9 protein-coding genes and 1 tRNA gene are annotated in these 12,495 nt (G+C 70.3%); 8 read left to right on the top strand and 2 right to left on the bottom strand.

The window, feature by feature from the left end; genetic code table 11:
• The first annotated feature begins 15 nt into the window (after positions 1-15).
• The 4 genes from pepN (at position 16) to ACTWOL_RS08970 (ending at position 6,554) form a co-directional block, all read left to right on the top strand.
• On the top strand, positions 16-2,523 hold the full coding sequence (gene pepN / locus ACTWOL_RS08985; RefSeq protein ID WP_474296059.1) for an aminopeptidase N: 2,508 nt from the start codon (positions 16-18) through the stop codon (positions 2,521-2,523).
• Between the two features lie 297 nt (positions 2,524-2,820).
• Entirely contained in the window at positions 2,821-4,194 is a 1,374-nt protein-coding gene (locus ACTWOL_RS08980) for a pyridoxal phosphate-dependent decarboxylase family protein (RefSeq protein WP_474296058.1), read from the top strand.
• Complete coding sequence (locus ACTWOL_RS08975; RefSeq protein ID WP_474296057.1) at positions 4,191-5,666, top strand: lysine N(6)-hydroxylase/L-ornithine N(5)-oxygenase family protein; 1,476 nt, start codon at positions 4,191-4,193, stop codon at positions 5,664-5,666. The genes ACTWOL_RS08980 and ACTWOL_RS08975 overlap by 4 nt, the downstream gene beginning before the upstream one ends.
• Before the next feature lie 99 nt (positions 5,667-5,765).
• A complete protein-coding gene (locus ACTWOL_RS08970; protein WP_474296056.1) occupies positions 5,766-6,554 on the top strand; it encodes a hypothetical protein in 789 nt (262 codons plus the stop codon).
• Positions 6,555-6,660: 106 nt separating this feature from the next.
• Here ACTWOL_RS08970 and ACTWOL_RS08965 read toward each other — a convergent pair whose 3' ends face one another.
• On the bottom strand, positions 6,661-8,463 hold the full coding sequence (locus ACTWOL_RS08965) for a bifunctional metallophosphatase/5'-nucleotidase (protein WP_474296055.1): 1,803 nt from the start codon (positions 8,461-8,463) through the stop codon (positions 6,661-6,663).
• Between the two features lie 111 nt (positions 8,464-8,574).
• Here ACTWOL_RS08965 and ACTWOL_RS08960 point away from each other — a divergent pair, with 111 nt between their 5' ends.
• From ACTWOL_RS08960 to ACTWOL_RS08945, 4 genes are all read left to right on the top strand, one after another.
• Complete coding sequence (locus ACTWOL_RS08960) at positions 8,575-9,273, top strand: SIMPL domain-containing protein (RefSeq protein WP_474296054.1); 699 nt, start codon at positions 8,575-8,577, stop codon at positions 9,271-9,273.
• 260 nt (positions 9,274-9,533) lie between these two features.
• Positions 9,534-10,970: a pyruvate kinase gene (pyk, locus tag ACTWOL_RS08955; protein ID WP_474296053.1), complete on the top strand. Its 1,437-nt coding sequence runs from the start codon at positions 9,534-9,536 to the stop codon at positions 10,968-10,970.
• Positions 10,971-11,059: 89 nt separating this feature from the next.
• On the top strand, positions 11,060-11,644 hold the full coding sequence (locus ACTWOL_RS08950; RefSeq protein ID WP_474296052.1) for a hypothetical protein: 585 nt from the start codon (positions 11,060-11,062) through the stop codon (positions 11,642-11,644).
• A 25-nt stretch (positions 11,645-11,669) separates the two neighbouring features.
• On the top strand, positions 11,670-12,254 hold the full coding sequence (locus ACTWOL_RS08945) for a hypothetical protein (protein WP_474296051.1): 585 nt from the start codon (positions 11,670-11,672) through the stop codon (positions 12,252-12,254).
• A gap of 153 nt (positions 12,255-12,407) precedes the next feature.
• On the opposite strand, the gene ACTWOL_RS08940 is transcribed toward ACTWOL_RS08945, so the two are convergent.
• Positions 12,408-12,482 (bottom strand) — tRNA-Leu (locus tag ACTWOL_RS08940).
• Between the last annotated feature and the right edge of the window lie 13 nt (positions 12,483-12,495).

Raw genomic sequence — 12,495 nt, 5'->3', positions numbered from 1 at the left:
GGCAGCATGACCCCCATGTCCGTACTGACGCGCGACGATGCGCAGACCCGAGCCCAGCTCCTCGACGTCCACCGGTACACGATCGAACTCGACCTCACGACCGGTGGGGACAACTTCGACTCACGAACCGCGATCCGGTTCACGGCACGGGCGGCCGGAGACACTTTCGTCGAGCTCAAGCCCGCCCTCCTGCGCTCCGTCACCCTGGACGGGCAGTCCCTCGATCCGGAGACGCTCGACGGCAACCGGTTTCCGCTGAAGGGACTCACGGCCGGTGAGCACGAGCTCCGTATAGACGCCGCGATGCGCTACTCGCACACCGGCGAGGGGATGCACCGCTTCACCGACCCGACCGACGGCGAGACGTACACGTACACCCAGCTCTTCATGGAAGACGTGCAGCGGGTCTTCGCCGCTTTCGACCAGCCCGACCTCAAAGCGGTCTTCGAACTCACCGTCACCGCGCCCGAGAACTGGACCGTCCTCGCCAACGGCGTCACCACCCACCAGGGCGACGGCCGCTGGACCGCCGCGCCCACGCCGCTGATCTCCACCTACCTCGTCGCCGTGGCGGCCGGACCCTGGCACTCGGTGCGCACCGAGCACGCGGGCCTGCCGTTCGGCATCCACTGCCGCCGGTCGCTCGCGCCCCACCTGGACGCCGACGCCGACGAGATCCTCGAGATCACCCGGGCCTGCTACGACCGCTACCACGAGAAGTTCGAAGAGCCCTACCCGTTCGACTCGTACGACCAGGCCTTCGTCCCCGAGTTCAACGCGGGAGCGATGGAGAACCCCGGCCTGGTCACCTTCCGCGACGAGTTCGTCTTCCGCTCCGCCGTCACCGACACCGAGCGGCAGACCCGCGCCATCGTCATCGCCCACGAGATGGCGCACATGTGGTTCGGCGACCTCGTCACGCTGCGCTGGTGGGACGACATCTGGCTGAACGAGTCCTTCGCCGAGTACATGGGCTACCAGATCCTGACCGAGGCCACCCGCTTCACCGGCACCTGGACCGACTTCGGCATCACCCGCAAGGCCTGGGGCTACGACGCCGACCAGCGCCCCTCCACGCACCCGGTCGCCCCCGACCCCGACGCCGTGCCCGACACCGCGTCGGCGATGCTGAACTTCGACGGCATCTCCTACGCCAAGGGCGCCTCCGCACTGCGCCAGCTGGTGGCCTGGCTCGGTGAGAAGGACTTCCTCGCCGGGATCAACCGCCACTTCGCCCGGCACCGCTTCGGCAACGCCACCCTCGCCGACTTCATCGACTCGCTCGCCGGCGCCACCGACCGCGATGTGCACGCCTGGGCCGGGACCTGGCTGCGTACCACCGGTGTCGACACCCTCACCCCCGCCGTCTCGGACGCCGAAGGCGGCTGGAGTCTCGCCGTCACCCAGGACGGCGACCGCCCGCACCGTGTCGCCGTCGGCGTCTACGACCGCGACGCCGTCGACAGCCGCAGCCTCGTCCTGCGTGAGTGCTTCGAGACCGACGTGCCCCAGAGCGGGTCCACGACCCGACCGGGACGCCGCCCCGCCCTCGTCGTCCTCAACGACGGCGACCTCACCTACGCCAAGGTCCGCCTCGACGGCGCCTCCCGGGAAGCCGCGCTGCGCACCCTCTCCGGCATCCCCGAGCCGCTCACCCGCGCCGTCGTCTGGAACTGCCTGCGCGACATGGTCCGCGACGGTGAGCTCGAGCCCACCGCGTATCTCGAGACTGCCCGCGCCCATCTGCCCGAAGAGGCCGACCTCGCCGTCGTCCAGGGCGTGCTCGGCTTCGCCACCACCCAGATCACCGACCGCTATGTCGCAGCCGATGCCCGGCCCGCGGCGCTCGCCCTGATCACCGGTCTCACCCGGGACCTGATCCGCCGCACCGAGGACGGCAGCAACCCCGGCCTGCGGCTCACCGCCGTACGCCACTTCATCGACGTCGCCGCCCACCCCAACGGTCTCCACGACTGGCTCGACGGCGGAAGCGTCCCCGGCGGACCCGAACTCGACCCCGAACTGCGCTGGCGCATCCTGGCCAGGCTCGCCGTACTCGGGGCCATCGGCGAGACGGAGATCGCGGCGGAGCTGGACCGCGACCCCAGCGCCACCGGCCAGGAAGGCGCCGCCCGCTGCCGCGCCTCGCTGCCCACCCCGGAGGCCAAGGAAGCCGCCTGGTCCCGGCTCTTCGCATCGGACGACCTCTCCAACTACATGTTCGCCGCCACCGCCCAGGGTTTCTGGCAGCCCGAACAGGCCGAGCTGGTACGGGACTACGTGCCGCGCTTCTATCCGGCAGCCGTCGCCCTCGCCGCCCGCCGGGGACCCGCCATCGCCGAGGCCGCGGGCCGCTACGCCTTCCCGGTCCACGCCGTCGACGCGGAGGCCCTCCGTACCGGCGAGGAGTGCCTGAAGGGCACCGAGATGATCCCGGCCCTGCGCCGCAAGCTCGTCGACCAGCTCGACGACCTGCGCAGGGCACTCGCGGTGCGGGACGCGGCGCGGGCGGAAGAGGGGTAACGGAAGCGAGGTCACGCAGACGCGGGTCACGCAGACGCGGGTCACGGAAGCCCGGACCTCCGTCACCGCGGACGGGCGGCACCTCCCGGCCGTCCGCGGTGGCGAACAAACCCCACGGCCGACCTACGGCGAACAGGCCCCACGGCCCATACGCCCCCGCGCACGGGTTCACCCGTCCCGGCGGGGCGCCGGAGGTCCCCCTTTCGGGTTCAGATGACCCGGACGCCGGGCCCCGCAAGCGCGAACGGGCCACGCTGGTGCAGCCGTTCCCGCCGCGCACCGAAGGGCCCCGTCCGCATGAGCACCCCGCCCCTCGCCGGAGGGGCCGCCGGGCACGACGCCCTCCGGCCCCTGCTGGCCGTCGTGCTGGACGCGCTGAGCGAGGGCGCCGACCGGCGGGGCGGCCCGCTTCCGGCCGGCGGTCCGGCCGCCGTTGGCCGCGCCGTGCGGGAGGCGGCAGCCCCCGTCATCCCGGAGCACGGCAGCGGCGCCGACGAGGCCCTCCGCACCCTCGTCGCCGCCCTGGCCCGGGGATCGGCCGACCCCGCCGACCCCCGGTGTGCCGCCCATCTGCACACCCCGCCGCTCGCGCTCGCCGTGGCCGCCGACCTCGCCGCGTCCGCGCTCAACCCGTCACTGGACTCCTGGGACCAGGCGCCCGCCGCGTCCGCCCTGGAGGCCGAGGTCACCCGGGCCGTGGCCGCCGAGGTGTATCCGGGCGCCACCGCTCCCGACGCCCTGGTCACCACCGGCGGCACGGAAGCCAACCAGCTCGCCCTGCTCCTCGCCCGTGAGCGCCACGGAGCGGTGCAGACCGTCTGCGGCAGCCACTCCCACCACTCGGTCCGGCGCGCGGCCTGGCTGCTCGGCCTGCCCGAGCCGGTCACCGTCCCGGCCCCCGACGGCACCAGCGACCTCACCGCACTCGACGACGTCATCGGCCGCCTGCGTGGCCCGGTGCTCGTCGTCGCCACCGCCGGCACCACCGACACCGGCCGTATCGACCCTCTCCCGGCCATCGCCGACCTCTGCGACCGGCACGGCGCCGAACTGCACATCGACGCCGCCTACGGTGGGGCACTGCTGTTCAGCTCCCGCCACCGGGAGCTGCTGCACGGCCTCGACCGCGCCCGGTCCGTCACGCTCGACCTGCACAAACTCGGCTGGCAGCCCGTCGCGGCCGGACTGCTCGCCGTCCCCGACGGCGCGCTGCTCGCGCCCCTCGCCCACACCGCCGACTATCTGAACCCCGACGACGACACCGAAGCCGGACTACCGGACCTCCTCGGCCGCTCCCTGCGCACCACCCGGCGCCCCGACATCCTCAAGATCGCCGTCACCCTCCGGGCCCTCGGCCGCAGCGGTCTCGGCGGACTCGTCGACGGCACCCTGGCCTGCGCCCAGCAGCTCGCCACCCTCGTCGGGAAGCACCCGGAGCTGGAACTCCACGCCAGACCCGTCCTGTCCACCGTGCTCTTCCGCCCGCGCGGCGCGAGCGACGACGCCGTGGCCGCCATGCGCCGGGCCCTGCTCCACGAGGGCCGGGCCGTACTCGGCCGCGCCCGTGCCGACGGTCGCCTCTGGCTCAAGGCGACCCTGCTCAACCCGCATACCACCCCCCGCGACCTCGACACCCTGCTCGCACTCGTGGAAGGCAGCATCCCCCGATGACCGGCACGCCCGCCCCCGTCGCCCACGACGTCGACCAGCTCCACGATCTCGACCGGACCCGCGACCTCGACCAGCCCCACGACCTGGTCGGTATCGGCATCGGCCCCTTCAACCTCTCCCTCGCCGCACTCGCCCACGGGCTGCGGCAGCGGGAAGGGGCGGGCGGCTTCGGGTTCGCGTTCTACGAACAGCGCCCCGCGTTCCACTGGCACCCCGGTCTGCTCATCGACGGGGCCACCCTCCAGGTTCCGTTCCTCGCCGACCTGGTCACCCTCGCCGACCCGGCGAGCCCCTGGTCGTTCCTCAACTACCTCAAGACCCGGGAACGGCTCTTCCCGTTCTACTTCGCCGAGACGTTCCACATCCAGCGGGCCGAGTACGACGCATACTGCCGCTGGGCCAGCGGTCTGCTTCCCGGACTGCACTTCGGCCACCAGGTCGACGCGATCCGCTGGAACCCCGAACGGACGCTGTTCGAGGTGGACTACACCCGGGCCGCCGGCACAGGCGCGCAGGCGCCGTCACCGGGCCGCGCCTACGCCCGGCACATCGCCCTGGGCATCGGTACGGAGCCGTTCGTCCCCGAGCCGCTGCGCCCCCTCGCCAACGCTCCGGCCGTGCCGGTGCTGCACTCAGCCGACTACCTCGAGCACCGCGAACAGCTGCTTGCCGCCGAACACATCACCGTCATCGGCTCGGGCCAGTCGGGCGCCGAGGTCTTCCTCGACCTGCTGCGCGCCCGCCCGGCAGGTGCCGAAAGGATCCACTGGCTGGCCCGCACCGAAGCCTTCGCGCCCATGGAGTACTCCAAGCTCGGCCTCGAGCACTTCACACCCGACTACACCCGGTACTTCCACGCACTGCCCGAGTCCGTACGCGACAGGCTCGTCCCGCGGCAGTGGCAGCTCCACAAGGGGATCGACACCGACACCATCTCCGCCATCCACGACGAGCTCTACCGCCGTACCCTGCACGGCGGCTGGCCCGACGCCGTCCTCACCCCCGGGGTCAGGGTCCGTACCGCCGGCCGAGTCGCCACCACCAGGGTCGAACTCCATCTGGAACACCTCCAGCAGGGCACCCGCTCCAGCCTGGTCACCGATGCCGTGGTCCTGGCCACCGGCTACCGGGAGCGTCCGCTCGACGGCATCCTCGCCGGGCTCGACCCCTATATGCGCCGGGACTCCGCCGGGCGCCCCCGTATCGACGACCGCTTCCGGCTGATGCTCGACCCCTGCGTCTCCGGCTCGGTGTACGTACAGAACGCGGAGCGGCATACGCACGGCGTCGGCGCGCCCGACCTCGGCCTCGTCGCCTGGCGCAGCGCCACCATCCTCAACTCCCTGACGGGGAAGGAGCACTATCCGCTGCCGCGGCGCACGGCATTCACCAGCTTCGGTCTGGAGCGCCGTGAGGCGCCCGGCATCCCGGGCCAGGCTCAGCGGCTGGTTCCGCTGAGGGACATGGCATGAGCCCTTCAGGAGTGAGGCGGATCACGTGTCCGCCATGCAACCTTTCGCGTGGCCGCCGAGTCAGGTCAGCGCAACACGAACGTCTAAGGGGTAACAAAGGTGACCAACCGTACTCTTCTGGCCACGGCGGCCCTCTGCGCGACTGCGGCGATGACGCTCACCGCGTGCGGGGCGGACAAGAAGGCCGACGCCAAGGCGGCTGACGCCCCCGCCTCCGTCGCCCCGTCGCCCTCGAAGCCGGTGGACCCGTTCAAGGGTCTGACCCCGGAGCAGATCTCCGAAAAGGCACGGGTGGCCATGACGAAGCTGGAGTCGTTCAAGGTCAAGGGCAGCATGACCGAGGACGGCGAGAAGATAACCGTCGACTTCGCCGTCGCCAGGAAGGGCGACTGCCAGGGGGCCTTCGCCCCCGGCGGTGCGTCCGCCGATATCCGTCAGGTCGGCGGCGTCACGTATATGAAGGGCGACGACAAGTTCTGGCAGCAGATGGGCAGCGAGGAGGGATCGTCGCCCGAGGAGGCGAAGGCCGTCGCCGAGCTGCTCAAGGGACGCTGGATGAAGATGCCGGCCGAGGAGGCGAAGGCGGACGACAAGTTCCCCTTCTGCGACAGCGCCATGATGTTCGAGAAGGACAAGAAGCACGGCCGCGACACCAGGGGCGCGACGACCGAGGTCAACGGCACCCCCGCCGTGACGGTCATGAGGAAGGACGGCGCTGAGACGCAGACCCTCCTCATCGCCGCCGAAGGAGAGCCCTACCTGCTCAGGATGACCTCGGAGGGCGGCAAGCAGCCCGGCGCCCTCGACTTCTCGGCGTTCAACCAGCCGGTGACCGTCACGCCCCCGCCGGCCGGCGAGGTCATTGACCCGGAGAAGCTCAAGGGCTGACACCACGGCTCACCGCCGCGTTCCCGGACGGGCCCGTCCGGGAACGCGGCGGTTCCTCGCGTGTGGTGCTGTGACCGACCCGGTCACAGCACCAGGCCCTGTTCTCCTAGAACACCGGAGCGCCGTCCCGGGTCAGCTTCCAGCCCACCGACGCGAACGCCGCCGGGTCGATCGTCCCCTTCGCCTTCGCCCATTGGATGATCGTGTTGCGGATCTCATCCGAATTGGCCCACAGCTGCTGGGCCTTCGCCACATGCGGGAACGCGCCGCCGCCGCTGGCCCGGTAGTTGTTCACCGCCAGCACGAACTGTGCCGCCGGATCGACCGGCTTGCCGTCGAACGACAGATTCACGATCCGCGAACCGTCCGGCTTGGCGATGTCGATCTCGTACGTCACCCCGTAGAGGGCGTCGTAGTTGTAGTCCGGGATGTTGCCGGCGTTCGTCAGCTTCGCCGTGTCCACCGGTGCCCCGGCCGGGGTCAGCACGTAGTACCTGGCCGAGTACTCCAGATAGTCCTTCAGCTGGGCGCCGGTCAGCAGCCGCGCCTCCAGCGTGTTCTCGAACGGGTAGAGGCCGGCCGCCTCCCGGATCGTCACCTGCCCCGCGGGGATCTTCGCCGTGCGCGAGAAGCAGGACGCCTGGGAGAGGACGGGCAGCGCCGCGTGCGGCCCGCCGGCCAGAGCCGCCTTCACCGTCTCCGCCTGCACATGGCTGATCAGATCGATGATCGGCTCGTCCTTCCACGGCGCCTCGGCCGTGGACATCGCCGCCGTCGACGTACCGATGACCTGGTTGACGTACGCGACGACCTTCTTGTGCTCGTCCTGGAGCAGCCCGGTGATCCGGGGGTCCTCGGCGGCCGTGTTGGAGTTGAGCACCTTCGCGCCCACCTTCTCGACGGTCCAGCACCCCTTCTCCCATACCAGGTCGACGTCGAAGAGGGTCAGCCGCTGGCCCCACTTGAGCGGCTCGGACAGCACGACCCGCTTGCCCGTCTGCTTGTTGGTGACGAAGTACTCGGCTATCTCGGTGTGCGCGTGACCGACGAGCACCGCGTCGATGCCCGGCACCTGCTCGGCGATCAGAGCGGCCGCGTTCTCGATGTACGGCAGCTGGTCGCCGTACGAGGACGTGCCGCTGGAGCCGGAGTGCGCCGACACGATGACGACGTCCGCCCCCATCGAGCGCAGCTTCGGCACCCACTTCGCGGCCTGCTCCTCGAGGCCCGGGAACACCATCTTCCCGCTGACGTTGGCCTTGTCCCAGATCGCGATGCCCGGGTTGGTCAGCCCCAGCACCGCGACCTTCACATCCCTGCCGTGCGGCGTGCACAGACGGTGCATGCTGTACGGCGGGAACGCCGGCCGCAGTGTCTTCGCGTCCAGCGCGTTCGCCCCGAGCAGCGGGAAGTCGCACTGTTCCTGGAACTTCCGCAGCACCGGGATGCCGTAGTTGAACTCGTGGTTGCCGAGCGCGGCGGCGTCATAGCCGATGGCGTTCATGGCCTGCGCCATGGGATGCACCGGGCCGCGGCGCGCGGTGATCGGATCGACCTTCGCGTAGTAGTACGACAGCTGGGTGCCCTGGATGGTGTCGCCGGCGTCGATGAGGAGCGTGTTGCGGCGGCCCTTCTCCTCGCGGATCTGTGTGACGAGCGTGGAGATCTTCGCCAGCCCGACGTCGTTGTGGTCCTTGTCGTCGAACTCCCGGTCCGTGAAGTAGTCCCAGTTGAACACGTTCCCGTGCAGGTCGGTGGTGCCCATCACGGTGAAGGAGTACCGCTTCGGCGGTCGTCCGTGGCCGTGTCCATGGGCGGCGGCAGGCCCGGCGGCGACCGTTCCCGCGACGGCCGTACCAGCCCCGACGGCGGCCGAACGGACAAGGAACGTCCTGCGATTCAGCGGCATGTGATCTCCCTCGTTCAGTGCACAACGCGCGTAGATTCTGGCGCAGGGCAGCCGTCTGCGAAAGGGTTCGAGGACAACGAGGACAACGAGGACAACAGCGAGGGTGGCCATATGTCCGTTGACGCCGCACCGTTCGGTACCCCGGAAACGCCGCGAGTCGCCGTACGCGGCGAGGCGCGGCTCGAGGTCGACCCCGAGATCGCCAGGATCGGAGTGACCGTCAGTGCCCGCGGGAAGGACCGCGGGGCCGCGCTCGCGGACCTGACGCGCCGTAACGGCCAGGTGCTCGACATGATCAAGTCGTACGGCGACGCCGTCGAGAAGCTGGAGACCGGAGCGTTCTCCATCAGCCCCGAACTGGCCGCCCACGGCCGTGGTGAACGCGTACGCGCCTACCACGGCCGCGTCCACATCACCGCGGTCGTCGCCGACTTCACCGCCCTGGGTGAGCTCACCACCCGTCTCGCCGACCTCGAGCTCACCCGTGTCGACGGCCCCTGGTGGTCGCTGCGCCCCGACTCGCCGGCCCATGGCGAGGCCCGCCGCCAGGCCGTCCTCGAGGCCGTCCAGCGTGCCCGCGAGTACGCCGGGGCACTCGGTGCCCGACTCGCCGCGTTGGTCGAACTCGCCGACCTGGGTGCGGAGGCCCCCGTGGCGTACAGCGTGCCTCAGGCACCCGGTGCCATGCGCTCCGCCGTGTACGGGAGTGCGGGGCCCGAGGGCGCCCCGGCCCTCGACCTCGAACCACAGCGCCAGACGGTCTACGCGTCGGTGAACGCGCGCTTCACGATGACACCGCCGCAGTTGTAGGCGGCGGGCGACAACCGGGCGGGCAACAACCGGGCGGGCAGCAACCGGGCGGGCAGCAAACAAGCGGGCAGTGGTACTGAAGGCCGCAGGAACCGGGGCCCGCCCGCCCCGCCCGTCGCCCGTTCCGGGGGCGCGTTGTGTGCTCAGAAGAGCACCCCCGTGCACAATTCAATACTTGTCAACAACCCTTCATTCAACGGTTGTTGAGTGGTCATGCGCAGCCAAATTCACTACCCGTCGGTAGGCCCTAGGCTCGAATCATGCGCCGAGCGAAAATCGTCTGCACACTGGGGCCCGCCACGGACTCGTACGACCAGATCAAGGCACTGGTCGAGGCCGGAATGGATGTCGCCCGCTTCAACCTCAGCCACGGCAGCCATGCCGAGCACGAGGAGCGCTACCACCGCGTTCGCAAAGCCTCCGACGAGAGCGGCCGCAGTGTCGGCGTCCTCGTCGACCTTCAGGGCCCGAAGATCCGTCTCGGACGATTCCGCGAAGGGCCGGTACTGCTTGAACGCGGGGATGAGTTCACGATCACCGTCGAGTACGCGGAAGGCGACCGCGGCATGTGCGGGACGACCTATTCCGGTCTCGCCGCCGACGTCACCACCGGTGAGCGCATCCTCGTCGACGACGGCCGGGTCGCGCTCGAGGTCGTCGAGGTCGACGGCCCCCGTGTGCGTACCACCGTGATCGAAGGCGGCTTCGTCTCCGACCACAAGGGCCTCAACCTCCCCGGCGTCGCCGTCTCCGTACCCGCCCTCTCCGAGAAGGACGTCGAGGACCTGCGCTGGGCCGTCCGCCTCGGCGCCGACGTCATCGCCCTGTCGTTCGTGCGCAGCGGGCGCGATGTCGAGGACGTCCACCGGATCATGGACGAGGAGGGCCGCCGGCTCCCCGTCATCGCGAAGATCGAGAAGCCGCAGGCGGTCGACTGCATCGAGGAGATCGTCGCCGCCTTCGACGGAATCATGGTGGCGCGCGGTGACCTCGGCGTCGAGATGCCGCTGGAGCAGGTCCCCCTCGTCCAGAAGCGCGCCGTCAAGCTCGCCAAGCGCAACGCCAAGCCGGTCATCGTGGCCACCCAGATGCTCGACTCGATGATCGACAACTCCCGGCCCACCCGGGCCGAGGCCTCCGACGTCGCCAATGCCGTCATCGACGGCACCGATGCCGTGATGCTGTCCGGCGAGACCAGTGTCGGCTCGTATCCCGTCGAGACGGTCACGACCATGTCGCGCATCGTCGAAGCGGCCGAGGAGGACATCCTCGCCAAGGGCCTCCCGCCGCTGACGGAACGCAACAAGCCGCGTACGCAGGGCGGCGCCGTCGCCCGTGCCGCCGCCGAGATCGGGGACTTCCTCGGCGCCAGGTTCCTGGTCGCCTTCACCCAGTCGGGCGATACCGTCCGGCGTCTGTCGCGCTACCGCTCGCCCATCCCCCTGCTGGCCTTCACCCCGGACCCTGCCACCCGCTCCCAGCTCAACCTCACCTGGGGCGTCGAGACCTTCCTCGTTCCGCAGGCCGGCTCCACCGATGCGATGGCCCGGCAGGTCGACGAGGAACTGCTGCGGATCGGCCGCTGCGAGAAAGGCGACATCGTGGTGATCACGGCCGGATCCCCGCCCGGAGTCTCGGGTTCGACCAACCTGGTCCGGGTGCACCACATCGGCGAGGACGACTCCCCGCACTCCTGACGGAGTTTGCCGGGTTCCTTCCTGGGCAGTCGGCGACTACAGGAGGCCCGTAACGGGCCGGCCGACAACGGACACCTCTGGAGGTCCGGATGTCCACTGGAACTCTCATCGCCATCATCGTCCCCCTGGCGGTCCTCTTGGCGCTGATCGCGGCAGGAGTGTGGCTGGTCGTGCGCCGGCGCCGTCTGAGGGAGAGGTTCGGCCCGGAATACGACCGGACCCTCGACGACGGAGGAAGCCGGCTCTCCGCCGAACGCGAACTGCGCGCCAGGGAAGAGCGGCACGACAAGCTCGAGATCAGGGAACTTCCGACGCAGGCGCGCGAACGGTACGCCGAGGAGTGGAGGGGCGCGGAGGAACGCTTCGTCGACCAGCCGAGCCAGAGCGTCGACGACGCCGACCAGCTGGTCACCCGGCTCATGAACGACCGCGGCTATCCCACGGACGGCGGGTACGACCAGCAGCTTCGTGATCTCTCCGTCGAACACGGGCGCACCCTGGAGCACTACCGGGTGGCCCACGAGGTCAACGTCCGCAGCAGGAACGGCGAGGCGACCACCGAGGAGCTGCGCGGCGCCATGGTGCACTACCGCTCCCTCTTCGAGGAACTGCTCGGCAGCCGGACCGCACGGACAGAGACCCCGCACCGACGCACACGCTACGGCGCGGCCTGATCCCGTACCGACGAGGTGAACCGATATGCCGAATCCCGAAACCACGCGCGGCGCTCCGCCCGCTGAAGCACTCTCCACCGAGGACCTCGCGCACCCGCGGCAGGACACCGGTCGACCCGGACCCGAAGGCGGTGAATCCGCACCCCGGTCCGCACGCGGTACGCGGCAGGAAGCCACGGCGGCGGACCGGTCCGCACCCGCCTATCCGGGCGAGGCGGCGCCCCTGCCCGAGGCGGAACCGCCGGAGGAGGAGCTCTGGGAGGGGGAGGAACCGCAGGCCGCGCAGGAGCCCCCGGGTCCTGGGTCGGAGCGGCGGTCCGCAGCCGCACCGGAGTCCGTCCAGGAGCCCCTCGTGCCCATGAACGACGCCGAGAACTACCGGGACCGCTGGCAGCAGATCCAGGGGACCTTCGTCGACGACCCGCGCGAAGCCGTCCGTAACGCGGACACGCTGGTCGCCGAGGTGATCCAGTCCCTGGCCGCCACCTTCGCCGACCACAAGCAGGACCTGGAGGCGCAGTGGAGCCGCGGTGAGGAGACCCAGACGGAGGAGCTGCGGGTGGCGCTGCAGCACTACCGGGTGTTCTTCAACCAGCTGCTGCATACCTGACCGGGGCACAAGGGCGGCGGGCGACCCGGTCCTGTCCGGACGGCGCGCCTCTGAAGCCGACAATCGGCTATCGGAAAACCGGCCATCGGAAACCGCTGCTCGGAAATCGGCACAACGTGCCACTCCGGCTCGGCCTTGAGATTGAAGGAAAAGTGCCCCAGGTGGGATTCGAACCCACACTGTCCGCTGTTTGAGAGCGGCCTCTCTGACCAGTTGGAGTACTGGGGCCTTGGAAAGCAAG

The organism is Micromonospora sp. IBHARD003, from assembly GCF_056106285.1.
The sequence above is the reverse complement of the archived record's forward strand: the minus strand, read 5'-3'. Positions and strand labels throughout refer to the sequence as shown.